Origin of the sequence: Enterocloster sp. OA13 (genome assembly GCF_022440595.1) — a bacterium.
Taxonomy (GTDB): domain Bacteria; phylum Bacillota; class Clostridia; order Lachnospirales; family Lachnospiraceae; genus Enterocloster; species Enterocloster hominis.
This window is the reverse complement of the sequence record NZ_JAKNTF010000001.1, coordinates 1,986,836-2,013,511: the sequence shown is the minus strand read 5'-3', so window position 1 is coordinate 2,013,511 and position 26,676 is coordinate 1,986,836. Positions and strand designations below refer to the sequence as shown.

At 52.0% G+C, this 26,676-nt stretch carries 26 protein-coding genes; 3 read left to right on the top strand and 23 right to left on the bottom strand.

What is annotated here, in order from left to right:
* Positions 1–52 precede the first annotated feature (52 nt).
* Positions 53–595 (top strand): GNAT family N-acetyltransferase, encoded by a 543-nt coding sequence (locus MCJ35_RS08870; RefSeq protein ID WP_008725554.1) that lies wholly within the window; start codon positions 53–55, stop codon positions 593–595.
* Positions 596–631: 36 nt separating this feature from the next.
* Here the strand turns inward: MCJ35_RS08870 and MCJ35_RS08865 are convergent, their stop codons facing one another.
* The 14 genes from MCJ35_RS08865 to MCJ35_RS08800 form a co-directional block, all read right to left on the bottom strand.
* On the bottom strand, positions 632–1,165 hold the full coding sequence (locus MCJ35_RS08865) for a Holliday junction resolvase RecU (RefSeq protein WP_008725553.1): 534 nt from the start codon (positions 1,163–1,165) through the stop codon (positions 632–634).
* A gap of 106 nt (positions 1,166–1,271) precedes the next feature.
* Positions 1,272–2,063 (bottom strand): glycoside hydrolase family 25 protein, encoded by a 792-nt coding sequence (locus tag MCJ35_RS08860; RefSeq protein WP_025482009.1) that lies wholly within the window; start codon positions 2,061–2,063, stop codon positions 1,272–1,274.
* Positions 2,064–2,178: 115 nt separating this feature from the next.
* On the bottom strand, positions 2,179–3,450 hold the full coding sequence (locus MCJ35_RS08855; protein WP_025482010.1) for an acyl-CoA reductase: 1,272 nt from the start codon (positions 3,448–3,450) through the stop codon (positions 2,179–2,181).
* Positions 3,451–3,474: 24 nt separating this feature from the next.
* A complete protein-coding gene (locus MCJ35_RS08850; RefSeq protein ID WP_025482011.1) occupies positions 3,475–4,629 on the bottom strand; it encodes a LuxE/PaaK family acyltransferase in 1,155 nt (384 codons plus the stop codon).
* Between the two features lie 395 nt (positions 4,630–5,024).
* Positions 5,025–5,825, bottom strand: a complete 801-nt coding sequence (locus MCJ35_RS08845; protein ID WP_008725542.1) for a MerR family transcriptional regulator — start codon at positions 5,823–5,825, stop codon at positions 5,025–5,027.
* A gap of 122 nt (positions 5,826–5,947) precedes the next feature.
* The gene (locus tag MCJ35_RS08840) at positions 5,948–7,879 is read right to left on the bottom strand and encodes a YcxB family protein (protein WP_025482012.1); all 1,932 of its coding nucleotides are present in this window, start codon (positions 7,877–7,879) and stop codon (positions 5,948–5,950) included.
* Between the two features lie 136 nt (positions 7,880–8,015).
* The gene (gene trpS / locus MCJ35_RS08835; protein ID WP_008725539.1) at positions 8,016–9,110 is read right to left on the bottom strand and encodes a tryptophan--tRNA ligase; all 1,095 of its coding nucleotides are present in this window, start codon (positions 9,108–9,110) and stop codon (positions 8,016–8,018) included.
* Between the two features lie 111 nt (positions 9,111–9,221).
* Positions 9,222–10,214, bottom strand: coding sequence for an RluA family pseudouridine synthase (locus tag MCJ35_RS08830; RefSeq protein WP_025482013.1), 993 nt, complete (start codon positions 10,212–10,214; stop codon positions 9,222–9,224).
* A 19-nt stretch (positions 10,215–10,233) separates the two neighbouring features.
* Entirely contained in the window at positions 10,234–11,004 is a 771-nt protein-coding gene (locus MCJ35_RS08825; RefSeq protein ID WP_025482015.1) for an SDR family NAD(P)-dependent oxidoreductase, read from the bottom strand.
* A gap of 2 nt (positions 11,005–11,006) precedes the next feature.
* On the bottom strand, positions 11,007–13,040 hold the full coding sequence (locus tag MCJ35_RS08820; RefSeq protein ID WP_240299442.1) for a YgiQ family radical SAM protein: 2,034 nt from the start codon (positions 13,038–13,040) through the stop codon (positions 11,007–11,009).
* Positions 13,037–13,699 (bottom strand): HAD family hydrolase, encoded by a 663-nt coding sequence (locus tag MCJ35_RS08815; RefSeq protein WP_025482016.1) that lies wholly within the window; start codon positions 13,697–13,699, stop codon positions 13,037–13,039. The genes MCJ35_RS08820 and MCJ35_RS08815 overlap by 4 nt, the downstream gene beginning before the upstream one ends.
* Before the next feature lie 25 nt (positions 13,700–13,724).
* Positions 13,725–14,489 (bottom strand): pseudouridine synthase, encoded by a 765-nt coding sequence (locus MCJ35_RS08810; protein WP_025482017.1) that lies wholly within the window; start codon positions 14,487–14,489, stop codon positions 13,725–13,727.
* A gap of 90 nt (positions 14,490–14,579) precedes the next feature.
* Positions 14,580–15,977: an RsmF rRNA methyltransferase first C-terminal domain-containing protein gene (locus MCJ35_RS08805; RefSeq protein ID WP_025482019.1), complete on the bottom strand. Its 1,398-nt coding sequence runs from the start codon at positions 15,975–15,977 to the stop codon at positions 14,580–14,582.
* A 63-nt stretch (positions 15,978–16,040) separates the two neighbouring features.
* On the bottom strand, positions 16,041–16,862 hold the full coding sequence (locus MCJ35_RS08800; protein ID WP_008725527.1) for a M23 family metallopeptidase: 822 nt from the start codon (positions 16,860–16,862) through the stop codon (positions 16,041–16,043).
* Positions 16,863–16,913: 51 nt separating this feature from the next.
* Here MCJ35_RS08800 and MCJ35_RS08795 point away from each other — a divergent pair, with 51 nt between their 5' ends.
* Positions 16,914–17,849, top strand: a complete 936-nt coding sequence (locus MCJ35_RS08795; RefSeq protein ID WP_025482021.1) for a nucleoside recognition protein — start codon at positions 16,914–16,916, stop codon at positions 17,847–17,849.
* Positions 17,850–17,875: 26 nt separating this feature from the next.
* Here MCJ35_RS08795 and MCJ35_RS08790 read toward each other — a convergent pair whose 3' ends face one another.
* The 7 genes from MCJ35_RS08790 to MCJ35_RS08760 all read right to left on the bottom strand — a co-directional run bounded on the left by MCJ35_RS08790 (position 17,876) and on the right by MCJ35_RS08760 (position 23,447).
* A complete protein-coding gene (locus tag MCJ35_RS08790) occupies positions 17,876–18,502 on the bottom strand; it encodes an ATP synthase subunit B family protein (protein WP_025482022.1) in 627 nt (208 codons plus the stop codon).
* 75 nt (positions 18,503–18,577) lie between these two features.
* Entirely contained in the window at positions 18,578–19,063 is a 486-nt protein-coding gene (coaD, locus tag MCJ35_RS08785; RefSeq protein WP_025482023.1) for a pantetheine-phosphate adenylyltransferase, read from the bottom strand.
* On the bottom strand, positions 19,064–19,621 hold the full coding sequence (gene rsmD / locus MCJ35_RS08780; RefSeq protein ID WP_008725521.1) for a 16S rRNA (guanine(966)-N(2))-methyltransferase RsmD: 558 nt from the start codon (positions 19,619–19,621) through the stop codon (positions 19,064–19,066).
* A 138-nt stretch (positions 19,622–19,759) separates the two neighbouring features.
* A complete protein-coding gene (locus tag MCJ35_RS08775) occupies positions 19,760–20,437 on the bottom strand; it encodes a TIGR00266 family protein (protein ID WP_008725519.1) in 678 nt (225 codons plus the stop codon).
* Positions 20,438–20,492: 55 nt separating this feature from the next.
* The gene (locus MCJ35_RS08770) at positions 20,493–21,494 is read right to left on the bottom strand and encodes a reverse transcriptase family protein (RefSeq protein WP_025482025.1); all 1,002 of its coding nucleotides are present in this window, start codon (positions 21,492–21,494) and stop codon (positions 20,493–20,495) included.
* A gap of 312 nt (positions 21,495–21,806) precedes the next feature.
* The gene (locus MCJ35_RS08765; protein ID WP_025482026.1) at positions 21,807–22,616 is read right to left on the bottom strand and encodes an SDR family NAD(P)-dependent oxidoreductase; all 810 of its coding nucleotides are present in this window, start codon (positions 22,614–22,616) and stop codon (positions 21,807–21,809) included.
* 216 nt (positions 22,617–22,832) lie between these two features.
* On the bottom strand, positions 22,833–23,447 hold the full coding sequence (locus MCJ35_RS08760) for a TetR/AcrR family transcriptional regulator (protein WP_240299441.1): 615 nt from the start codon (positions 23,445–23,447) through the stop codon (positions 22,833–22,835).
* 263 nt (positions 23,448–23,710) lie between these two features.
* Between MCJ35_RS08760 and MCJ35_RS08755 the strand changes: the two genes are divergently transcribed.
* On the top strand, positions 23,711–23,914 hold the full coding sequence (locus MCJ35_RS08755) for an alpha/beta-type small acid-soluble spore protein (protein WP_008725513.1): 204 nt from the start codon (positions 23,711–23,713) through the stop codon (positions 23,912–23,914).
* 120 nt (positions 23,915–24,034) lie between these two features.
* On the opposite strand, the gene MCJ35_RS08750 is transcribed toward MCJ35_RS08755, so the two are convergent.
* Entirely contained in the window at positions 24,035–24,550 is a 516-nt protein-coding gene (locus MCJ35_RS08750) for a nitroreductase family protein (protein WP_008725510.1), read from the bottom strand.
* Positions 24,551–24,609: 59 nt separating this feature from the next.
* Positions 24,610–26,667, bottom strand: a complete 2,058-nt coding sequence (gene recG, locus MCJ35_RS08745) for an ATP-dependent DNA helicase RecG (RefSeq protein ID WP_008725508.1) — start codon at positions 26,665–26,667, stop codon at positions 24,610–24,612.
* Positions 26,668–26,676 lie beyond the last annotated feature (9 nt).

Sequence of the window (26,676 nt, the reverse complement as noted above, 5' to 3'; positions counted from 1 at the left end):
ACTTTTATTTACATTTAAGGTCAATCCCAAGATAGCAAAGGAGGAAAAACACATGGCAGGTACACAATCAGAAACACATTCAGGAACACGTCCCGCATTCAGACGCTCCACGGATAAGGAAATTGACCGTTGCTGGGAAATCATAAAAGAGGCGCGGCAGTTCCTCAGGGACCAGGGGGTGGACCAATGGCAGAAGGAATATCCCAACCGGGATTCCGTGGCAGATGATATCAGGAACAACAACGGATATGTGATGACAGACGGGGACCGTATCATTGCGTATGCCTGCATTTCCTTTGATGGTGAAACATGTTACGAATCCCTCCGGGGGACCTGGAAAAGCCATCAGCCCTACGCCGTGATCCACAGACTGGCCATCGACAATACCTGCAAAGGAAGGGGGCTTGCATCCCTCATGTTCAGCCATGCCGAGGAACTCTGCCTTTCAAAAGGCATATACAGCATTAAAATCGATACGGACCAGGACAATGCCATCATGAGGCATCTCCTGGAAAAGAACGGATACGGATACTGCGGCGTGGTCACCTTTGACAACAGCGACAAGATTGCATATGAAAAACTGCTCCGCCCATAATCCATAAAAGACCTGGCAGCAAGGTCCTGCCATCCGTCACGGCCTTCTGTCCAGGTCTTTCTGTATCCCCTCCAGATAATGCACCAGCATGTCCCGAAAGGAGCGTATCCTCCACGCCTTATCCACTTCATCATAGGTAAAGCTTTTGCGTCCGCCGTCCTCCATCCGCTTCCAGAAGGTATATATATGCTCAAAGGGCATGTAATACATCTCGTTAAGGCTAGTAAAATACAGGATGATGAACGCAATCCCGCCCTGTTCCTCAAACTCCTTCATGAACTGGATCTGATGGGGATGGATGTTCTGAAGGGGAAATGTCTTAGCCGCGCATTCCTTTGCATCAAAGCATACCGGTATTCCCTGCACGGTCCCTATGTAATCCACCGTACTCTTTTGGTCAAAATACGCCAGCGTTATATGCCTGCTTGCCTTATCAATCTCAATGGGCGTTATGGGCGTGGGGATTTTCTGGATCAGCGCCAGATGCCTGTCCCGGTAGCTTTCATTGGTATGGTTGATTAAATCCTCCAGGGTGGATCCCCTTAAGCCTCTTGTGTTCCAGGTTCCCATGCAGATACATTCCTTTCAAAAAAACATTCCGGTCAAAGTCATTTTCCCGTGTTCCATCAGTATACCAGAACATCTGTTTTTTCTCAAGTCATTTTCCTGGCCTGTCCTAATCCTCCAGTCCGTCCTGCCCCTCCGCTTCATCTGTCTGTCCCCCTGTTTCTGTAAATTCAGCCCACTGCACCTCGTCTCCTGCAAACACGTTCAGGTCAATGAACCGCTCATCCCCCGTATATCCGTCCAGCCGCCCGCGGTTGCTGTACTGCCAGAACAGCCAGTCCGTATCCGTATCCGGCTGCCCCGTCACATTGCGTATCCAAAGGGGATATTCATCAAAGCGTCCCTCCAGATACATATGGTAGGTTTCCTCCGTGGCGTAGAGTATGGGCGTCATCCCATAATGCTGCCTCAGTTTCCCCAGCATGACCCACAGCTCCTGTACCGTCGGTTCCACCGGGGGAGGACTGGCTTTTTTATCACCGTAAAATTCAAAATCCACAACCGGCGGCAGCATCCCGTCAAACCCCTGGACGGTCTTAATAAAATGTTCTGCCTGTGTCTCTGCCGGACTGTCGAAACTGAAGAAATGATAGGCCCCCACCTTCAAATCCGTAACCGTTGCATGGTCCCAGTTTTCCAGGAACCTCCCATCCGTATGGCTGCTTCCCTCCGTGGCCTTGATATATGCGAACCGTATATCCTGTCCGCTTAAGACAGCCCAGTCAATCTCGCCCTGGTAATGGGATACATCCACGCCGCGGATTGGATATAGTTTCCTGGAAGGGTTATTAAGCAGGAACCAGCCCTGTAATATACCGTAACCGTAAATTGCTGCCAGGACTGCTCCGATGCAGATAACTGCCAGGACAGCCCTGATTCCTGTTTGAAAAGGCTTTTTCACATCCCATCCTCCTTTCCTGTGTATAGGCAGTCCTGGCCATAAAGCCCACTCCCTGCAGGAATACCGCCTCCCATCGAGGACCAGTACAGCCCTGCATAGACAGCGGACGCCGTCTTCACCGTTCATTGCAAAGGTCTGTACCAGGGTCCTCCACATCCACGAACCTGACATAACGTCTCAGGGGATACTCCCCGTCATGCGTCCCGTCGGCAAATAAGGCTGACATGCTTCCCGCGTCTGTAATCCGGCTCACGCCACAGGAACACAGAAGCTTCACCAGTTCCTCCCTGCATTCACCTGCACATATAAGTCCTGCTGTCTGCAGATGTCCTTTATGGCGGCGCAGGCATCCAAACGCCTTGTTTCTGGGCAGACGCTTTATCAGGCAGTTCCCAAACATAGGGGACAGTTCCAGTTCCATATCGCCGCATACGGTCACGCTGCATCCTTTTCCCTGGAATATCCTGTTCCCGCCTGTGCCCTCCCCATAAACAATCCGCTCCAGTTCATCATTGTAACGTCTGAGACTGATTGCGCCTGCCACAATAGGATTGCTGCCTGGAAATCTGTCTGCGGCCCGCTCCAGGTAATCCAGGAATCCCCTTCCGAACTCCAGGATTTCCTCATAAGATTCCGTATCAATGAATACGGTCTGGCACGAACTACACAAAAGCTGCTTTGTGGCCATCATGTGCCCTGCCAGGGCAGCCAGTTCCGCTTCCCTGTCCGTGTATCCTGAAATATACGCAAAGCCCAGTTTATGTCCCCATTCAACCAGCCTGATTCCGGGAGGCGCCAGGCTCCTTACCTGGGTAACCGCCCCATCGCCTCCCCACACCACGATTCCGTCTGCCAGTCCTGCCAGCTGCATCAGCGCATCCCTGTCCTTAGAAGAGGTATCAAAAACATAGATATAATCAGCCAGTTCCGGCTGGATATCAATGAGCATGCGCAGCATTTCCAAGGACGCCCCGCTGTCCGCGCCCGGCAGTTTCAGTATGTTCACATTACAGGTTAGGAGGCCCTCTGCCACACTGTAAGCCGGAAGGAAATCCGCATTGCCTGCCCCGATGTGGAGCAGGGTTCCAAGAGGCATGACACGGGTGGAGATACGGCTATTGGGCGATGGCTTCACGGAACCATATGGACGGGCATACCCCAGCTCCCGCATAAGCCTGTCCTCCATGGCTTCACGGCTAAACATTCCTGCGGCCTGCGGATACCCGTACCTCTGTTCCAGCTTCTGTCCCAGACAGGCCAGGGCGGATATCACCATGTCCGCCTCCAGATGTTTCCCTTCCATGGTCCTGTTAATCCGCTCCTCCATACAGGCAAGGACCTCTCCCTGCCTGCCGGAATCGTATAATTTTCCATTTGCCAGAATCATGTCCCAGTTCCTTCCCCCTCTCTCCTAAAGCATCCACTCCTGCCCGCGCAGATACGCCTCTGCCCCCGCCGCGCACGTCCTGATTTCCCGGATTCCTGCCCGCCCCTTAAGTTCCAGGTAAGGGGAGGCTATGCCGCATCCGCATCCTGCCCCTTCATGAAGCACTCCCAGATCATCTGTCATCACGCTGAGTATGGGCGTTGCTTTCATCATGGGCGTCACCAGGTTCACAAGTCCCTGCTTTCCATAGCCTAGCGGTTTCAGGGTATCCACATCGCGTATGATGACACGGCTGTAGACCGGGACATGGAAATGATGGTTCTTACAGGTACAATAAAGGACCGGATGCTCCACCGCGCTGAAGAACTCAACGATATCCTCCTCCCCGATTCCAAGCACCTGTCCTGCAAGGCGGTAGAGCACCTTTTTATCCACTTCCTCTGCCCCGTGCTGTTTCCATCCCCCGCTCAGCACAATCCGGGAACCCTTGGGGAAGGAAAGGCGGATTCCCTTCTGTTCCAGTAGTTTCAAGGCAAACCATGTATAGGACGGAAACCCCAGTATCCGTACCGGGAAGGAGGATCTGCTGCACCTTATCATTTCCCGGACAATCCCATCCATATCCGGATAATACTGCCCGTCCTTCCATTCCAGGGCATAGGTACGTCTAAGGGCAGGCGAAAAAAAGGTAGACAGGAACATGGTCCTTGTCACTCCTGTTGGGTTATCCCTATGGGGCCGGTATCCAAGAATGATATAATTAGCCGGTCTGGCAGACACAAGGCGGCTCCTGGCAGCCACCTTCAGTCCCATATATACCCCGCAGGCCATGGCTCCCGCATCATATCCGATACAGCTGGACATTCCGGATGTGCCGGAAGACAGGACTTTTGTCCTGATTTTATCCTCCGGCATGGAAAAGACTGCGTGGCGTTTAAAAAACAGGGTGGGAAGAAAGGGAATTCCCGCAATATCCCCCATTCCTTCTATGGATTCCGGTCTGAATCCGGTATAATCAAGGATCCTCCTGTATTCCGGACAGTTCCTGTAATGGAATGCACAGTTTTCACGGACCGCTGCCACAAAAAGCCCCTCTGTCCTCTCAATATCATACATATCCCGGGTGCTGAATAGTCTGCCCCGGCATCCTGATTGTCCGCGCGGTACTGTACCTGTCATCTGTCTCCCCCTGTCTCGGCATTAACCCAGTCAAGGGCTGTCCAGCCGTTTTCTCCTTCCTTATTCACAAATACGGATGTGTGGTAAGGCGTTCCTTCATAAACCCGACACCTTTTTCATCGCACAACCTCCTCATGAACTAAGTATATGGTGCCCAGGGTTTCCAGTCAATGGAAGGACAGGCATATTAAGGATATATTCAGAAAATCGAAAATATTACCAGTACTCCATCCGTTCAGGATCCAGGTATTAAAAAAGGACCGGTCTTCCTGACGAAAAAAGACCGGCCCCATCCCTGCCAGATCATGCCTGACAGTCCCTTCCCGCCATATGCCCTAAGGAACCACCAGGCGGGACGCACAGCTGACGGAAAGCAATTTCCTGATACGCCCTGATTACTTCCTGACAGGAAAGAATATCTCTGTCACCCACTCTTCCGGAGGAAGCTTGTCAAAATGTGTCTTCAGATAGATTTCATAGGGCATTCCGTCCATCTTATACCCATTAGCGTTAATCCAGGCCACAATGGCCCCATATGCGTCAGGAAGACCGGAATACGCGCCTTTGTGAATCGTGGTTGCACAGAGGTGGCCCGGCAAAATAAAGTCCGCCTTGTCCCTCTCCGTAATTCCCACACCCAGTTCAATATCGCTGAAGGCCGGGTCAAACTCCTGGTCATGGTATATCGCCATCACAATGCCGTTGACTTCCAGGTGTTCCCTGGCAATCTTCTCATATATCTTCCCATAATAGGTGCCGAACTCTTCCACTGACATCTTCTGCCTGTGGGTGGCCAGTACCTGCTCCCCTGCTTCCTTTACCACTATCTCATAATTATTCTGATAACTCATGATATCACCTGTCCTTTCGAATTCTTCCAGATGATAGCCCATCTCCCTGATGGTAATGGAAATGTGCTCCATCTGCCGCTCCAGGCGGAATCTCTGCTGATGCATCTGGCGCAGCAGCTCCCTGCTATCTTTGACGGTCAACAGGCATTGAATATCAGTGAGTGTAAAGCCATACCGTTTCAGCCTTCCGATAAGCAGCATGGTACCGATCTGGGAATCCTCATAATAACGGTATCCATTGGTTTCATCTGTTTTCTGTGGTTTCAAAAGGCCGATTTTATCATAGTGATGCAGCGTCTTCACACTCACACCGCAAACCCTTGACATCTGTCCTATGGTCAGCATGCTCCTGCTCCTCCATTCAATTTCTGTTTTACCTGATCCGGATCTGGATTCAGTATAATCTCTTACCTAAGGTCAGGGTCAAGGACTTTTTATCAGATTCTCCATTTATCAGATTCCTGCAGTCATCCACCGGCTTCAAGAAGTTCGATACCGGTCTTCTCCTGAAACATTGCCGCCCACTCAGGCGTATTATAAAAAAGGATTGCCCCCTGGCCATTGTCTCCCATGTAATAGAGGCGTTTTTCCTTCCCGCCCTCCATAAGGGAGCGGCCCAGGAATTGAAGGAACGAACTGTCTATCCAGTCATTCTCCATTTCCGCACAAAATCTTAGCGGCCTGCCGTCCAGGGTAAAGGTCACGTCAATGGTGCCTGTTCCATTTTCCCAGTCCACCCCGGACGTGTCCTCCTCCATATCCGACAGGATAAAATCATCCCCTCCAATGGCCTGTACCCCTTTCATGATGTCAATGTAATCCTCACTGATATCCCAGCCTTCAAAATCAAACCAGTACACGGTTCCTGACCAGCCTGTCTTCTCATACGTCTCCTCGTCATACTCCCCTGATCCGATTCCTGATAACAGGGAATAATATGGATAACCCTCCATGAAGGCCCGGCTCCACGGGTCCTGCTCCATCCACTTTTTGTATTCCTCCACAGTCCCTTCCTCCAGTCCGTCAATCCCAAGGGACTTAAGCACCTCCACCTGGATTTCAATGGGGACATAGTCCGGATAATCCGCCGGGTCAAAAACAAAGGCCTCCATGGTTCCCCGCTGCCCTGTTTTTTCCATTTCCATCCCTTTTTCCAATGACCCATCCTCCACCAGGCGTTCCATCCTCTGTTGGACCGAACCGGCGGCAATGGAATAAGCAATCCTGAGCTGGGCATAAAAAACCACAAGCACCAACAGCAGGACCCCGCATATGATCCATTTCCCTTTTTCCCTTTTCAGTGATGTCTGAATCCGTTCCTTCCTTATGGTCACGCCCCTGCTCCCGCAGAACCTGGCAAAGGCCTGCATCTCCTCCGGGCCGCTGAATACCCATTTGGGAACCGGCAGGAACTGGGCCTGCAGCACGCCGCACAGGCGGACCAGGAGGAACGTATCATCGGACTCCATCAGATATGCGTAATCCTGCCAGCTGCAGTCAAACAGCTGCTGCCCCTTACGGACCCTGATTGTTTCATCCATGAAAGCCATTTCCCAGATGCCGGTCCCGTCATTCCCCAGACGTCCATGTCCAGAGAACCTGGCGTACGCCTTTTCACTTGGCCATGGATTTCCCATGGCATATATGACAATGCCTATGATAAGATACGGCAGGGCATGGATTATGAAGCGCGTGATGCCATACAGCGGGCTTGTCATGAGAGTCCGTATATAGAACCCGGTTAAGACAAAAAACAGGATACACCGGATCCTCCTGATGCGGGGCGCCCTTAAAACACGGACAGCCTGCAGCATCTGGATATAGGCATGTGCCCAGGACCCGGGATCCATCCTGAAATAATAATTAAACCTTCCCCCGCCTGCATGTTCCTGGCCGGCGGCATGGGCAGCCGGACAAAAGGCTGACAGGAAGGCTTCCATTTCCCCCTTATCCCCAAACACACGCTTCGGTATTGGGGTCGCTGCCAAATTATATCTTCCGCTTTCCCATCCCAGGACTATCAGGTGCCGGCTCTCCCAGCGGCGCACATAATCACTGCAGGGTATCCTGGTCCTGTTCTTTTCACAGCACAGACAGCCATCCTCAATCCAGTAGGCCGCCGGCTCCAGCATGCCTGCCTTAAGCGCCTGGCAATAGTTGATAAGGTACATGACAACAAGGAGGATTGCCAAAACACTCCCCCCGCTTATAAGGCTTAGGACAAAACCCTGCCAGGACCTCTGCAAAGCCACTGTCATGATAAGCTCCCCTGCCATGTACAAAATGAATAAAATCCAGAAAATCCACAGCTTTTGCAAAGCAGCCAACGTCATCCTGGCTGCAAACTCCCTGATTTCCGCCTTTGTGAACGTAAATCTCATTACCCTTGACTGTCCCATACGCTTCCTCTCCAATAAAAATACTTTAAACACATTATATCATAAAGAAAAAAGGATCCCTATGGTTTCAGGAATCCTCTTATGATTTTAATGATTTTCATTCTTCCATTTGACGGAAAGCAATTATCGGATACGCCTACTCCATCTCAGAACGGAACCGCTCTGCCTGCTCTGCAATCAGTTCCTTATCCTCGAAATAATTAATCTTCATGGCCCGCTTCATCTCTGCCAGGGTTTGTGCCGCCTTGGCCTTGGCCTTACGGCTGCCCTCTTCCAGTATGCGGTAAACGGCCGGGATGTCCTTGGCAATCTCCTTACGGCGCTCACGGATGGGGCGGAGTTCATCCTGCAGCACATTGTTCAGGAACTTCTTGACCTTCACATCCCCAAGGCCGCCCCTCATGTAGTGGGCCTTAAGCTCATCCAGGTTCCTGTAATCCGGCAGGTACTCTGCAAAATGTTCATCCCTGCAGAACGCGTCCAGATAAATGAATACCGGGTTGCCTTCCACCTGGCCCGGGTCCTCCACCCGCAGATGGTTGGGGTCTGTAAACATGGACATGATTTTCTTTTTGACTTCTGCCTCAGTGTCAGACAGGTAGATGCAGTTGCCAAGGGACTTGCTCATCTTGGCCTTGCCGTCAATGCCCGGAAGCCTCAGGCAGGCCTTGTTGTCCGGCAGGAGGATATCCGGTTCAACCAGGGTTTCCCCGTAAACAGAATTGAACTTGTGCACAATCTCCCTGGTCTGCTCAATCATCGGAGCCTGGTCTTCCCCCACCGGCACCGTGGTGGCCTTAAACGCAGTGATGTCAGCTGCCTGACTGATGGGATACGTAAAGAACCCAACCGGGATGCTTGCCTCAAACCCTCTCATCTGGATTTCGGATTTGACCGTTGGATTGCGCTGGAGCCTGGACACGGTCACCAGATCCATATAATAGAAACTCATCTCACACAGCTCCGGGATCTGGGACTGGATGAACAGCACGGACTTTGCCGGGTCCAGGCCGCATGCCAGATAATCCAGCGCCACCTCGATGATGTTCTGGCGCACCTTTTCCGGGTTGTCCGCATTATCAGTAAGCGCCTGGGCATCTGCTATCATAATATAAATCTCATCAAACCCACCTGAGTTCTGAAGTTCCACCCTGCGCTTCAGTGAGCCTACATAATGTCCTACGTGAAGCCGTCCCGTGGGACGGTCACCCGTCAAAATAATCTTTCCCATTTCAAAAATCCTCTCATTCTCATGTTACGCCAGGGTGTTTGGAACATGCTGCCCCGGTCCACATTTTATCGCTTGTACTATCATAACCTGAAGATGGCTTCCTGTCAAGAATCACAGGATCATCCCTTCCCCTTTAAGCACCCTGGCAAACTGGTCCGGCAGCCCCGCGACCATCTCTTTCCCACTTAGGTAATCCAGGGGCTGCGGCAGTTTATCAGGCATCACCAGCCGCCAGGAATGGAGCAGCTGGGAACGCACGCCGTATTTCTTCTTCATGGCGTCGTTCAGGTCCTGTCTGCCGTATTTATAGTCCCCCACGATGGGATGGCCGATGGATGCCAGATGGGCGCGTATCTGATGGCTGCGGCCTGTGATTAAGGTCACCTGGAGAAGCGTGTGGTTTCCATTCCCTGCCAGGGGAAGATACTCTGTCATGATGGGTACGCTGTCCTCCACCTCCAGCGGGTAGATTGTCACTGTATTCGCAGCCTCATCCTTGCGCAGGAAACCGGCTATCAGTTTCTTCTCCTTAATCTGTCCGGCCACCAGGCACTGGTAATACTTGTGCAGGCTCCTGTCCTTAAACACCCCGTTCATGACCTGAAGCCCTGCCAGGGATTTGCCGGCCACCACAAGTCCGCTGGTGTTGCGGTCCAGGCGATTGCAGATGGAGGGTTTGAAGGTGCGCAGCTGGCTTATGGGCAGGCCGCCGGAATCAATCAGATAATTAAGGATATATTCATTAAGGGACATGTCCCCCTCCCTGGCCTTCTGGGACAGCATGCCTGAGGGTTTGTTCACCACCAATATGTGCCTGTCTTCATAGATGATATCCAGCTTTTTATATCCGTACCCGGCCGTTGACCGGGCCGGGGCCTTTGGGGCTGCCTGGAACTTCTCAATGGTCTCGTCGGCCATGAACAGCTGGATTTCATCGCCTTCCTCCAGGTGTTCGGAGCCGTCACATTTCTTCCCGTTAAGGGTAATATTCTTTTTCCTCATCATTTTATAAAGAAACCCCTTGCCGGCCTGGTCCAGGTATTTGGCGAGAAGCTTATCCATGCGCTGCCCGGCCTCATTGGGGGTCACAGTCAATGTCTGCATATGGGGATTCTCCTTATCTTCAGATTATATGGTTGCACCACTCCATCATCCTGAGTATCAGGCGGTGCGGCAGGACCTTACAGAGTATCCGGAAGGCTTTCATGGTAAGACCGTACACGGAAATTTCCTTTCCGGCCACGCTGTCCCTGATGGCCTTTGACACCACCCGTCTGGGGTTGGCCATGACCAGACGCTTGTACAGGGGAATCTCCCCCGTGGTCTCCGCTATGTCGAAAAATTCCGTTCTGACCGGTCCGGGGCAGACTGATGTCACATAAATGTTCCTGGCTTTCAGTTCCTGGTTTAACGCCCTGCTGTAGCTGAGTACAAATGACTTGGTTGCCGCATAGATGGCAAATCCCGGCTGCGGAAGGAAGGCGGCTGAGGATGCAAACTGGATGATGCGGCTGTTGCATGTCATATAGGGCAGCACCAGACGTGTCACGGCGCACAGCGCTTCACAGTTTAAGCGTACCATGTCCGTCTCATCAACCAGGGCCAGGGACTCCACGGTCCCGATCTTGCCAAACCCGGCTGCATTGACCAGGAATTTTACCTGGGGATCCTTCTCTGAAAGCTCCCGCTCCAACACACGCAGATCCTTTTCTTTTGTAAGGTCCAGGGCAAACTTGCGCAGCGGGACCCCCACCTGGCGGTCCAGTTCGTCAAGACGTCCTTCCCTTCTGGCTATGATCCACATTTCATCAAATCCTTTAAAATGCTCCCACAGCTGGATGATCATTTCCCTTCCCATTCCGGAGGATGCTCCGGTTACTACGGCAATCTTCATTATCAGGATCCTTTCTTTTTATGAACGTTGCGGATTGTTTTCTTTGGACGGCCGGCTGCGGCCTGACCCGGCTGCTTCCCCTGGCCTTTTGCGGTCCGGCCCGGCTGGTTCATCTGACCCGCCGCTGTCCGGCCCGGCTGCTTCCCCTGGCCTTTTGCGGTCCGGCCCGGCTGGTTCATCTGGCCCGCCGCTGTCCGGCCCGGTCTGCTTCCCTGGGCGCCCTGTCCCTGGCCGTAGCTGCTTCTTGGCCTTATCAGGCATTTTTTATCAAATCCGATTAAATCCGTCCTTCCGGCAATCTTAAGGGCTTCCGCCACAAGGTCATGGTTCTTGGGGTTCCTGTACTGTATCAGCGCCCTCTGCATGGCCTTTTCATGGGGATTTACCGGAACATACACCTGTTCCATGGTCCTGCAGTCATACCCGGTATAATACATGCAGGTGGAGATGGTGGAAGGCGTGGGATAAAAGTCCTGGACCTGTTCCGGCATATAGCCCAGGTCACGGAGGTATTCAGCCAGTTCCACTGCCTCCTTCATGGACGAGCCCGGGTGGGAGGACATCAGGTAGGGGACCAGATACTGCTCCTTGCCAAGCCTGCCGTTCATCTCCTTATATTCCTTTACAAACTGCCTGTATACGCTGTTTTTCGGTTTGCCCATCATCTGGAGCACCTTATCCGCCACATGTTCCGGCGCAACCTTCAGCTGTCCGCTCACATGGAACTCACAAAGTTCCTTCAGGAATCTGCGGCTAGGGTCTGCCAGCACATAGTCAAAACGGATACCGGACCGGATGAATACCTTCTTTACCTTTGGCAGGGCACGGAGTTTCCTCAAAAGCGCAATATAATCGCTGTGGTCCGCCTTAAGGTTCTTACATGGTTCAGGGAACAGGCACTGGCGGCCCGGGCATGCGCCCTTTGTCAGCTGCTTGTCACAGGCCGGGAACCGGAAATCCGCCGTAGGGCCGCCCACATCGTGGATGTATCCTTTAAAATCCGGCTCCTCAGTCAGAAGCTTTGCTTCCCCTATCAGGGATTCATGGCTCCTGGCCTGTATGATCCTGCCCTGATGGAAGGTAAGGGCGCAGAAACTGCAGGCGCCGAAGCATCCCCGGTTGCTGATAAGGCTGAACTTTATCTCGCGGATAGCCGGAACACCTCCCAGTTCTTCATAGGAGGGATGGTAATTCCTCATGTAGGGAAGGTCATAAACCGCATCCATCTCCTCCTGGCCCAAAGGCTTTGCAGGCGGATTCTGGACCACGAACACCTTTCCCTCATAAGGCTCCACCAGGCGCTTCCCGGAAAATGGGTCCGTGTTGCTGTACTGGACATAAAAGCTTCTTGCATACTCCTTCTTGTCCCTTAAAAGCTCCGTATAATCAGGCAGCAGCCTGTAATCATAGACGGACTCCAGGCTTTTGGCCTTATACACGGTCCCGTCGATGAATGTGATATCCTTTACGTCAATCCCGCTGTCCAGGGCATCCGCTATCTCAACAATGGAGCGCTCCCCCATGCCGTAGGAGATGATGTCGGCCTGAGAATCCAGGAGCACGGAACGCTTCAGCTTTCCAGACCAGTAATCATAATGCGCCAGCCTGCGCAGGCTGGCCTCGATTCCCCCGATGATGATGGGCGCATCCTTATACACGGAACGGATCAGGTTGCAATACACCACAACCGCATAATCCGGACGTCTGCCCATGACTCCTCCCGGCGTATAGGAGTCTTCCTTCCTGCGTTTTTTGGATACGGAATAATGATTCACCATGGAATCCATGTTTCCGGCCGACACCAGGAAGCCGAGGCGGGGACGTCCCAGGATTTCAATGCTTTTTTTGTCCTTCCAGTCCGGCTGGGCAATGATTCCCACCTTGTATCCATGTGCCTCCAGTATCCTGGATATGATGGCCGTGCCAAAGGAAGGATGGTCCACATAGGCATCCCCTGATACATAAACAAAATCGCACTGTTTCCATCCCCTGATACTCATATCATGACGGTTCATGGGTAAATAATCGTTTTTCATCCTGCCGCTCCATCTAATAATTCATAGTAATCCTTAATATAGTAATCCGCCAGCTGCATCTTCTCTTCCCTCATGTCCAGGGAAAATGCATCCTCCACCGCAAACACGGTCATCCCGGCATTCTTTCCCGCCTGGATTCCGGCCGGGACATCCTCAAACACCACGCAGTCCGACGGCGCCACCTGCAGGCGTCCTGCCACGTTCAGGTAGATGTCCGGGGCCGGTTTCCCGGCAGCCACCTCGCAGGCCGTTGCCACCACCCGGAAATACCTGCGTATGTCCAGGGAATCCAGGACCGCGTCCACCATGGCCCGGCCATTGCTGGTTGCAATCCCGGCAGGTATCCCTTTGTCCCATATATAGTCCAGGAATGCCCTGGCGCCGGGTTTTAAGGTAACCTCGTTCTTATATTTCTCAATGGACATCTGGACCCAGGCTTCCTTAATCCCATCCAGGGAATCCTCAAGGCCAAACCTTCTTTTAAAATAAGAGGCTGTCTCCGAAAAGCTCATGCCTTCAATCTCCCTCTGCAGATCATCGGGACATTCCAGGCCATATCTGGCAAGATACTCTATGTCAATGGTCTTCCACATCCACATGGAATCCACCAGTGTCCCATCCAAATCAAATATAACTGCCTTTTTCTGATTTATTTTCATTTTCTCCAATTCCTCTGTCCGTTAATCACTTACCTGTTCCCGCTTCCTTCAGGCTGCGGATTTCTTCCTCCGTAAGGGGACGGTATTGTCCAGGCTCCAGTTCCGGGTCCAGCCCAAGCGGCCCCATGGACATCCGCTTCAGATACTCCACATGGCAGCCCAACGCCTCAAACATGCGCTTTACCTGGTGGAACTTGCCTTCCCGGATGGTGAGGAGGACTTCCGTCAGCCCCTCCGGGCCGTTTCCATGCCCCTCATATTCTAATAGGGCTGGAAGGGTCTTAACCCCGTCATCCAGGACAATCCCTTCCGAAAACCGCTCTTTCGCATTCGCGGGAAGCTGGCCGGAAAGCCGGGCCATGTACACCTTATCCACATGTTTTTTCGGGGAAAGCAGATTGTGGGCCATTTCCCCGTCATTGGTGATGATGAGAAGCCCTTCCGTATCCACATCCAGGCGGCCCACCGGAAAAAGGTCCTTTCGCAGCGCATCACCAATCAGCCCCACCACGGTCGGATAACGGCTGTCCGTTGTGGCGCTCACCACGTCCTTTGGCTTATTAAGCATATAATATTCCATCCTGGCATATCCCACCACCGACTGGTCCACCATGACCTGGTCTGTCTCCGGCGCCAGTTTGGACTCGGGGGCCTTTATCACCTGTCCATTGACCTGGACACGTCCTTTCCTCACCATCTCTTTTATCTGGGTGCGGGTGCCGTATCCCATCTCTCCCAGGAATTTATCCAGCCTCATCGGGCCTGTCTTCTGTTTTTTCTTATCTGCCACTCATATCACCATTCTTCCCAAAACCCACATCCCGACCCAGACGGAACCGCCCGGCCAATCCTGGTGCCGCTGCAGGAGCCATCCGGCATCCTACTGCCACCGCCAGCCGGGATAGTATTTATTCTTAAGGCTCATTCCAGTGCCCTTGGCCCAGCCCATGGGATAGTCTTCCATGGCCACCAGGCACCAGCCCTTTACAGGGCCTTCTTCCTCTGATAACTCCACTGTCTCCCCTTTCAGGTAACGCACCACCCGTTCATCCTCATGTCCCAGACGGACAACCGTATCAAACTGGTCCGCCTTAAGGGCCATGGCCAGGGCCTGGGACGGCTCGAACCTGCCCTTTTTCAGTTCCCCAAGCAACAGTCCTGTGCGCAGGAACCGCAGGGGCAGGTTCCACTCCAGCCCCTCCGGCAGATAATACACATGGTCCTGATGAAGCACAATCCGTTCCTCATCCAGCTTGAGGGACAGGGATTCCATGAAACGGACCAGATCGTCCTGGCGTTTCAGGGACTTTAAGGCTTTCGTGTTTTTCCGCCTGCATTCCGCGGGCATGTCCACATCCGTTTTCTTCTTTCTCAGCAGGGCAAGGAAATGTCCCTCTCCCTTCAGCCTGTGGGGAAAGAGCCGCAAACAGCCCTTAAGCCCGATTCCATCCACTGCGCCGGGTACGGCTGACAGATCAAGCATGCACAGCTCCATCTGCGGATAATGTTCCAGTACATACTCAATGTTCCCCTCATCCTCGGTCCGTGAAAAGGTGCAGGTGGAATAAAGCAGCATTCCGCCCGGCTTTAACATCCGGACCGCCTGGCCCAGGATCTGGCGCTGGATGGGCGCGTAGTATGAGGGTCCACTGGAGGCCCAGTCCTTCACCATGTCCTCATCCCGGCGGAACATCCCTTCCCCGGAACAGGGCGCATCCACCAGGATTTTGTCAAAAAATTCCGGCCACACTTCTGCCAGCTTTTCCGGGCTTTCGCTTGTGACGCAGATATTAGGGACCCCGGCCAGTTCCAGGTTCTTAAGAAGCGCCCTTGCCCTGGAATAGCTGATATCGTTGGACACCAGCATCCCCCGGCCCTTCAGCCTGGCTCCCAGTTCCGTGCTCTTGCCGCCCGGCGCCGCACAAAGGTCCAGGACCCGGTCCCCCGGCTTTACCGGAAGCATGGCGGCCGGGGTCATGGCGCTGGGTTCCTGGAGATAATAGAGACCGCAGTAATAAGCCGGATGCTTGGACGGCCGCGGGCCTCCATCTGCCCCTGCTTCACTGCCGTAGTAGAACCCGTTCTCCGTCCACGGCACCGGCTCCAGATTCCAGGGGACCATTGCCCTCAGCCGTGAAGGCTCCGTCTTTAATGTATTAACCCTGAGTCCCGGCTGAAAGCCTTCCTCAAAGCTCTTAAGATACCTGTCGTATTCATCCCCCAGAAGCAGCTTCATTTCTGCCAGGAATTCCTTTGGGAGCTGTTTTACATCCGTCATCCTTTTACCTCATCCATCCTATAATCCTACTTATCATATCACAATTCACCTGGCCAGGCCACTCTAATATGTAAATGTCAGCCGCCGTTTTTCCAGATACCGGAGAATCCAGTACGGATTCACGCTCATTTCCTCCAGATGGTCCGTCTTGATATAGATGCCAAGATGGAGGTGCACATCAAAATTCCCGGTAGTGCCTTCCGTCTTCCCGTATCCAGTGTCCCCCATATAGCCCAGCAGTTCCCCGGCCTTCACCTGGTCCCCTTCCTTAAAATCCCTGGCATAACCGTACAGATGGGCATAGTAAAGATATGCCCCGCCCGGGCTTCGGATCCCGATGCGCCATCCCCCCATCTCCAGCCATCCAATCCGCTCCACAATCCCGTCGCTCATACTGACAACCGGATAATATCCCCTGGGCATTTTGGAACCCATGATATCGCAGCCCTCATGGTGGCGCTGGCCCTGGCTTTCGCCGTCCGTCCGGTAACTGCGCCCCTCCAGCCATCCATTTTCATAGACCACGTCCGGCGTTCCCTTATCAGAGCTTAACGGCACCGGAAAATACTTAAGGTCCCCCATCACGGTCTCATATGCCTGCCGCAGCTTCCTGTAATCAGCGGGCCTGGCAGCCATAAGGAGCGTATTGCTGTAGGAGCTGTCCTCCACCCCGGTCAGGTCATAATCGTGCTCTATCATAAGTGTGGTAAGCATGTCATAATCAATGGCCTTCTTCTCCGCCAGCATGGTTCCCAGCTTCATTGACCTGAATTCCCCGCTTTCCCAGGTATAGGGGCCAAGCTGGTAATAATCAGGATTCATGATCAGGTAATTGGTAATGGAACACTGGAACACTGCCAGCAGTAATATGAGAATCAAAGGCATAGCCCGCCACCCTTTACAATATATTGTATAAATCATTGTATTCAGGTGCTTATGAAAAAATCCATCTTAGGCTATCTGTCCGTCCTATGCCTGCTCATGCTTCTGTTCAATCCGGGACTTGCACTGGAGGGCGCGAGACAGGGCATCCTTCTCTGGGGCAATGTGGTCCTACCCACCCTTCTCCCATTCATGATATGCTCCGGCGTGATTGTTGCCCTTAACGCCATCCACATACTCACAGGCCCCTTTAAACCAGTCCTTTCAAAGGTATTACAGCTTTCGGACCAGGGAAGCTTCTGCCTGATGAGCGGCCTTTTATGCGGATATCCCATGGGCGCCAAGACCACCAGCGAGTTCATGGACAGCGGGCGGATTCCGGATGAGGAGGGGCAATACCTACTGGCCATCAGCAACCATCCCAGCCCCATGTTTGTCCTTGGCTACGTGCTGGCGCAGATCCGGGTGATTCCGGGTATTGCGGCCTCCTGTCCCATATGGGCGGTTGCTGCGGCCCTGTACCTTCCCGTCCTTCCCATATCCATATTAGCAAGGAAATGCTATCACTACAAAAAGAATCCTTATCCCATACCGGATAATACCGAATCAGCTAATCATCCCTTTTCCTTTGATGACCATATGATGGGCTGCTTTGAGACCATGGTGAAAATCGGCGGATACATCATGCTCTTTTCCATACTTGCCCTGTACCTCACCGTATTTCCTTTTGCCATGCCTCCCCTTTTGCGCCCTGCCCTTTTGGGAGCCGTGGAAATCACCACCGGCATACAGGCCATTGCCCACAGTGTGCCCGGAATGTCCGGCGCAATGCTTATCATCGGCTCTGCTGCCTTTGGCGGCCTGTCCGGCATCTTCCAGACAAAGAGCGTATTAAAAAATGCCGGACTCTCCATCCGGCACTATATGCTATGGAAGCTGATCCACAGCGCATTATCCATTATCCTGTTTTATGTACTGGCCATGCGCTGATAAGGGAAGATGGTCGGATGCCTGTACTACATCTGTTCCTGGTCCGGTTCCTGCTGCATCTCCTGCTCTTCCTGACGGACAATTCCCCCTGACAGCTCGTTGCGGTTGGAGGATACGATGTCATAGCTGGACTGCATGGAGGTCATGAACGCATCAAAACGGCCCTTGGCCCCTTCCATGGTGTGGTTGATGATGGTCTGAAGGCTGCGCAGCATGTCATCCGTATACTGGATGGAACTCTGTCTGATATTGTTGGCATCATTCACGGCAGCATCCACAATGGCCTGGGCCTGGATGCTGGCCTGTTCCACCACCTGGTCCGCATGGGCGTAAGCCTGCTGCATGATCTCATGTTCATTAATCATCTCCGAGGTCTGTTCACTGACCTGGGCCATCATGGAATCCGCCTGCTTCTTGGCGTCCTCCAGCATGGCATCTGCCTGGGCCTGGGCTTCTCCCAGAATCGTATCCTGCTGGCTGATGATCTTCTGGTACTTCTTAATCTCATCCGGGATCCGGAGACGGAGCTCTACCAGCAGCTCTTCCAATTCTTCTTTATTAACAACAATCTTACTGTTGGATAATGCCTGGAATTTACAACTGTCAATATATTCTTCAATCTCGCTGATTAACTGCTCAATTCTACTCATCATATTACTTCTTCTCCTTATCCTGATAAAGAACCATCCTCAGACAAATGCCGCATACCGGGCCGTATAAGCACAGTACTAGCGTCTCTCCTTCAGTTTCTCCCTCACGCGGGCGGCAATGGCCGGATGAAGGAATTCGCTGATATCCCCGTCGTATTCCGCAATCTCTTTTACAATGCTGGAACTCAAGTAAGAATACTTAAGGTTCGTGGTCAAAAATATGGTATCAACTTCAGGCGCAATCACCCGGTTGGTCTGGGCCAGCTGAAGTTCGTATTCAAAATCCGTGATGGCCCGCAGGCCCCTTACAATGATGGCCGCGCCATTCTGGCGTACAAAATCAATCAATAAACCCTCAAAGGACTGCACCTCCACATTGGGAAGGGAAGCAGTCACTTCCTTTAACATATTAACACGTTCTCCCGCAGAAAACAACGGGGATTTTGCCCTGTTATTCAATACTCCCAGTATGACCTTGTCAAATATCTTGGAGGTGCGCTCAATAATATCGTAATGCCCTAATGTAACCGGGTCAAAACTGCCCGGATAAACAGCTATCTTCATCTATTCTCCCCTGCCAGCAAACACATGCTTGTTGGTCTTGTACTCCTTGCTTTTTATCATGTGGTATCCTTTTTCCTCAAGCCATCCGAAATCCGTTTCCCTGGACGCCTCTATGACAAAGACGGTTTCATCCGATACCATCGGTGAATGGGCCAGATATCCAAGCACCTGCTCCTCATATCCATGATGATAGGGCGGGTCCATGAACACCAGGTCAAACCTGTAGTTATGTCCCTCCAGCCGCTTAAGGCCTGTCAGCACGTCACATGCCATGACCACGGCCCGTTCCTCCAGCCTGGTGGTTCCCAGGTTCTCCCGGATACAGGCTACGGCCTGGGGATTGTTCTCTATCATCACTGCCAGGTCCGCGCCACGGCTTAAAGCCTCTATTCCGATTGCACCGCTGCCGGAAAAGAGGTCTAAAAACTGACAGCCCGGTATCTGGGGCTGCAGCATATTAAACAATGTTTCTTTTATTCTATCCGTGGTGGGTCTGGTATCCATCCCGTCCACTGTCTTTAAAAGCAGCCTTCTGGCGCTGCCTGCGATTACTCTCATTCAATGCTCCTGTTTATCCATACTGCTAATCCGCAGCAAATTTCATTCCAAACAAGTATAATATGAAAATTCCAGATATACAAGGGGTTTTAAGGATTTTTTAGCATTTTTTTCAATACCTTAAGGGTGGTTCCCATCTTAGTTTGAGGTTGGCAGGCCCTGGGCAATCCTGCCCGTGAATTCGGCAATGTTCATGGTCTGCATATATATCTTGCCAGGTCCTGTAAGTCTGGTAAGAAACAGGCCTTCCCCGCCGAACAGCATGTTCTTCACTCCCTTGATTGTCTCAATCTCGTAAGACACCGTGGGTTCAAAGGCAAAAACATTACCCGTATCCACTTTCATCACCTCGCCCGGCGCCAGGGTCTTCTCAACCACATCGCCGTCCACTTCCAGGAATGCCATACCGCTGCCCTTCAGCTGCTGGAGTATGAAGCCTTCCCCTCCAAAGAAACCGGCGGAAAGCTTTTTTGTAAACACCGTGCTCACCTCAACCGTGGGCTGGGCGCAGAGGAATGCCCCCTTCTGGCATATAAGGCTGGTCCTTGACATATCCACCGGCAGTATCCTGCCCGGAACCGTGGATGCAAACGCAATGATACAATCCGGCCTGACAGCCGTATAGGTGGCCATGAACAGGGATTCCCCTGTAAACATCCTTCCTATCCCCTTCATCAGCCCGCCTTTTATATTTGAATCCAGGGTCAGGCCCTCGCTCATCCACGCCATGCCGCCGGACTGTGTGTACATGGCCTCCCCGGCATTGAGCCTGACCTCAACAACCGGCAGTGTCTCTCCAAGTATCCTGTAATCCATCCTGTTTTTCCTCCTATATCATGCTGTTTTTCAGTATAACACAGGTTATGGCGGATTACTTTAAGTAAGTCTTAATATTTCCGGTCACTGCATCTGCCGCATCCCTGAACCATTCATCCTCCGGGTCTGCCGACAGCACGAAACCTATCCTGCCGCACAGGGACTGCAGGTACCTTAATTCCCCCTCTTCCCCCATGGCCAGATATCCGTTTTCGCCCCTATGCCTTAAATGTTCCCTTACCCCGTATTTCAGGCAGTAGTGGACCTCCTGCCTGAGCGCCCTCCTGTAGGGAAGGGGAACCTGGACCTTATCATTGACCACCATTCCTGTCACGGTCTGGCGCACATGACGGGTAAGGATTTTTGTTTTGGATTTATTAAGTTCAAAGCCTATGGACCCTAAAAATCCATTGGCCTTGCCCCACACCATGGAAGCACTGAAATCCCCTGAAAATGTCATATCGTCACAGTACCTGGTATAAACAATCCCCCTGTCCCTGCACCAGCCGTCCATATACGTATCAAAAGGCCTCATCACCAGGTTGGATATGGCTGCGGACGCAGGGGAACCCTGGGGGAGGCGGTCCTGGCAGCAGCACAGGGAGGTAAGGAGCGTTCCCACGGGAACAGGGAAGTACCGGCTGTTGAAGGCGCCCTGATGCACCATGGGAAAGGTAATGCTTCCAAAGAAATCCTTTATATCCAGCTTCAACACCACTGGCTTATCCATATGGGAGGCGGCATTCAACCGGACCGATGCGCCTTTGTGATAAGCCGTGGCGCAGGGGGAAATCTCCAGACCTTCCAGCACATGGTGCAGGATGTTCCTCTGGACAGTCTTAAGAACAGGGTCAGGCGCCATGATATGCCGCACGCCCCCGTCCTTTTTCACAAGCTTGTGTTTCCTGTAATGTTTCTCCGCATGATTGCTGATTGCGTAAAGACAGGAAAGGATCCTCCCATCCGTCCATTCCTCCCCTTCCAGGAGGCGGAGGGACAGGATCATTTCCCTGCAGTGTCCAGCCGTACAGTATTTCCATAAATCCGGTTCACCCATTTTATTTTCCTCATATGAATGTCCATTATAAACAGCACAAAACAGCAGCGGATGATACAAAAAGGGATTCCGTAAGATGCGCAGATGTACAAGCCGCAGGCGTGTGCACATGGAATGTGCAGTTGTACATTGGAGCAGATTACGGTCTTTCGGCCATACTATCATGATGTTCCTGACAGCGACTCGCTGCCCGGCCGGATCCGTTCAGGATTCCGGAAATGCTATCATTCCGCTGCTGTTTTATGATTTTTTATTGTATCACACCTTGGACAGGGTTGCAACCTGCCAAGGCATACTATATCCCGGAAGATTTTATAGGATTTTCTTCATAAATCCGCCTGCTAACCTGTAATATGCCTTTTTAGGAAGGAAATCCGCCAGGATTTTTATGAACTTTCCCGGCAGGTCCGGCACGGAGACCACATTTCCCTTTTCAAAATCCTTCATGGCCTCTTCCACCACTGCTTCCGGCTTCTTAAATGCAAACATTCCTTTTCTCCCCTTATCCACGTGCATCCCTGCACTCTCATGGAAATCCGAATCAATAAATCCGGGACACACCGCCTGCACCTGTACGCCGGTCCCGGCCAGTTCCATGTGAAGTCCTTCGGTAAAGGTTACGAGAAAACGCTTGGCCGCGGCATATGTAACGTTCCTTGGAAGAGGGGCAAAGGCGCCGTCCGATGATATGTTAATGATGGTTCCGTGATGTCCCCTCTTCATGCCCTGCAGGACGGAATAGGTAAGTTCTGCAACCGCAGAGGTCTGAAGGAAAATCAGACGTCTTATGTCTTTGACATCCAAATCCGCAAACTCCAGTCCAAGGCCAAAGCCTGCATTGTTCACCAGCACGTCCACAGGTTTTCCATCCATCCGGGCAATCAGTTCCTGAACTCCCGCTTCCTCTGCCAGGTCCGTCAGTACAATGTCCACCCTGCATCCGTATGTTTCCCGGATTTCCCCTGCCCTTGTTTCGATGATATCCCGTCTTCTGCCTGTAATGATTAAATCAAACCCTTTTCCGGCAAACCACTTTGCATATGCCAGCCCCAGGCCGCTGGTTGCGCCTGTAATGACCGCATATGCTTTTGTCTTATCTGATATGGTCCTGTCCTGTATCATATCCTGTTCCTCCTTATATCGGCCGCTATTTTTCCCTCATATGTACCGACTGCTGTTTTACCCCCATATGTATCGGCTGCTGTTATACACTCATTACCATACATCATCCCGCCGTTCCAATGAACATTGTTCATTCGTTCTCTATAAAAAATCCCCGCAAATGCATGGATTAAATGCGGGAATTTCCTTTCATCCCTTTCAAAAACCTTCCGATGTCTACCGCGATTTCAGTACCCATTCCATGAAACTGCGTATGCCATCCGCCTTGTCCTCCGTTGAATACCCGTCATCCAGAATCACAGGCGATGCCCCGTACAGCAGGAAGGATGCCGCCATGGGTATGCACGCCGCGTCCGTCAGTCCTTTTTCCTTCATTTTGTAAAGCTTTTTTTCCATATATGGTTTCAGCGCCTCACACAAATCAGCGGACAAAAGCTGGTGGAGGCTGTGGTTTTCCTTCTTATGAAAGAACAGGTGATATTTTTCCCTTCCGTCCATTTCGCAGAAAAGTCCCTGCATCCTGTCCAGGAATCCATCCAGTGTGTCATCCTCCTCTTCCAGCACCTGAATCATGGGCGCTGTGATGTCCCTCACATACTGTTGCACAACCGCGTCATATAAAGCCTGCTTAGATTCGAAGTAACGGTAGCACAATCCCGGCACCACATGCATGGCTGCCGCAATATCCCTCATGGTGGCCGCCTCATATCCTTTTTCCATAAAGACCTTCATGGCCGTATCCAATATCTCCTGCCTGCGTACTTCCGGTTCCTTGGATATCCTGGCCGTCCTGCGCTCCATCCCTTTCACTTCCTTCCTGTTAACAATCATCCTCATCCTCAAATCCAGTCCTATATTAATATAACGGATATCGGAAGATACTATCAGCATAGCACTTTAAAATGAAGCTGTCAATGAACATTGTTCATTCGTATCCATGGTCCATGTAAAACCGTTCTCCCAAAATTAGCCAAAAAACGAAAAACCTTCTAGTTTATTATTTTTGAATCATCACATAATAGGATTGTAGCACAAAACAAGCCGCACACAACTCAAACAAAAGCGGCAAATAAATTTTAAGGAGGCGTTTTATTATGTCTAACAATTCTAACAGAACAAACGTACCAGAAGCAAAGGAAGCAATGGACAGATTCAAGATGGAGGTTGCCAACGAAATCGGTGTTCCGTTAACCAACGGATACAACGGTAACCTGACTTCTGCACAGAATGGTTCCGTAGGCGGTTATATGGTTAAGAAGATGATTGAGTCTTACGAGCGTCAGCTGGCAGGTAAATAAATCCTCCGGTCCTGAAGGTTTTAAGAAGTAAGATCTGAACCTTGCTGGAAACAGCAGAAAGTCCCCAGGCTATGTGAATACACGGTCTGGGGACTTTCATTTTATTTCATTGCTTATATCCTAATCCACAATCACAACCTTGCCAATCCGTTCCTTTTCAGCCTTGGCGTCATCCGCATATCCCAATGCGGCCAATCCATAAACCACATGGTTTTCAGGTATTCCAAAGGATGTGAGTACCTGACGCACGGATGGCTCGTCGCAGATTCCCTGAAGCTGGTTGATCCAAACAGAGCCGATACCCATGGAATGGGCTGCCAGGAATATATTTTCCATGGCGCAGGCGTCATCCTCCCGTCCAAAGGGGCTTTCACGGTCATTGCTTGGAATGATGATGACCTCCGGCTGGTACATATCGTAACCGTCCCTCTTAAGGACTTTTCTGATCACAGCAGCCAGTTCCTGGATTTTCTCCCTGTTTTTTACCGCTGTAAACTGCCATGTCTGCCTGCCCATGCCGCTGGGCGCGTGAAGCGCGGCCTGTATGATCTGCTGCAGCTCCTGCTCCGGTATGGGTTTGTTCAGGAATTTCCTTGTGCTTCTTCTGGTAAGTATGGCGTTCATTGTTTCGTTCATCCTGCATTTCTCCTTTCATTCCTATGTGCCGGCATACCTTGGCTCTTCTTAAGCATCCTTTATAGATTCAGCTTTTCGTAATTCGTACCCAGATAATCCTCAATTTTCCGCTTCAGCTCCCTGTGTTCCTCCAGCTCCAGCTGAGGATCCTTATCCAGAAGCAGGTCCACCTCCTCTGATACCCGTTTAAGGATATTGGCATCTGTAAAAATATCAGCCAGCTTAAATTCCATGTCCCCGCTCTGCCTGAGGCCAAAGATATCCCCCGGCCCTCTCAGCTTAAGGTCCTCTGACGCAATATAAAAACCATCATTGGAACGGTTCAGGATGTCCAGGCGTTCCCCCGTATCCTTGTCATGGGAGCAGTTGACCATGATGCAGTAGGACTGGGCTTTCCCACGTCCCACACGTCCCCTGAGCTGGTGGAGCTGGGCAAGGCCGAAGCGTTCTGCATTTTCTATCATCATCACCGTGGCATTGGGTACGTTGACGCCCACCTCAATGACCGTGGTGGATACCAGTACCTGTATCCCTCCTGCTGCAAACCGTTCCATGATTGCATTTTTTTCCTTAGCCTTCATCTTCCCGTGAAGGTATTCCACCGCGATTTGGGAGGGAAGCTCTGTCCGCAGGGACTTTGTGTAATCCAGCACATTCTCGGCCTCAATCATCTCGCTGGCCTCCACCATGGGGCAGATGATGTAGGCCTGGTGCCCCATCTCCACCTGTTTCTGGATAAAGGAATATGCCTTTGGACGGTATCCCGGGTCCACCACACAGTTCCTGATGGCCTGGCGGCCCTGGGGAAGTTCATCAATGACGGAGATGTCCAAATCCCCATAAATGATGATGGCCAGGGTCCTTGGGATGGGCGTCGCGCTCATGACAAGCACATGGGGCTCCTGTCCCTTTGTGCTGAGAAGTTCCCTCTGTCCCACCCCGAACCGGTGCTGCTCATCCGTAATGACCAGGGCCAGATTGTCATAAACCACCTTTTCCTGGATAAGGGCATGGGTCCCGATTATGATATCTGCTTCGTGGCCAGCTATTTTACCATAGGCCAGGCGCTTTTCCTTAGCAGTCATGGATCCGGTCACAAGCACCGGAACCTTCGTGATGCCATGGGCCTCAAAAAGGGAAATCATGGATTCATAATGCTGCCTTGCCAGTACCTCCGTGGGCACCATGAGGGCGCCCTGATATCCATTATATGCGGCCTGGACCAGGGCCAGAATCGCAATGATGGTCTTACCGGAACCCACATCGCCCTGAATCAGGCGGTTCATCACCAGCCCGCCCTCCATGTCCCTGTACACTTCCTCCAGGGCACGTTCCTGGGCTCCTGTGAGGGCGTAGGGCAGGGAGGATTTAAGGGCCTTGGCCTCCTGCACCCGTTTGACCACATAGGGGGAATGCTTATCCTCCCTGTGTTCCTTCATCCGCCTTACGCCCACCAGGAACATGAAGAACTCGTCAAACACAAGGCGTTTCCTGGCAAACAGCAGTTCCGTGCGGTCTGCCGGGAAATGGATGTGTTCAATGGCATAATTGATTTCCGCCAGTTCATACTTCCTTCTGAGTCCGGCAGGCATATATTCCCGTTCCAGCCTGCGCACCTCAAGGGCCTGCTGCTGTGCCTTTACAATCGTCTTATTGCTGAGTCCTCTGGTCTGTCCATAGACCGGCTGCATGGAATGGGCCACCGCCTCATACGCCTCGGGCGTAAATACCTCGGGTTGTTCCATGACCAGCCTTCCACGCTTTCTCACCACCCGGCCCCGGAATACATAAGTCTCCCCTGATTTCAGGTTGGCGCGCATATAAGGCATGTTATACCAGGACACCTGCAGGGATCCTGTGATATCCTTTAACTGTACAGACACAATCTGGATATGGTTCAAACGGACCAGGTTAGCGCCCTTTAGAAGCACCGACTCCACGGCCATCACTGTCTGGTCCTTCAGCTGGCCGATGCTCACCGGGGCCTCATACGTATCGTAAGCCCTTGGATAATAGGAAAGCAGGTCGTCAATGCTGAAAACGCCAAGCTTTTCAAATAATTTACCTGTCTTCTCACCAATCCCCTTTAATGAGTGGACCGGCTGTCCGTTTAACATGCAGCAATA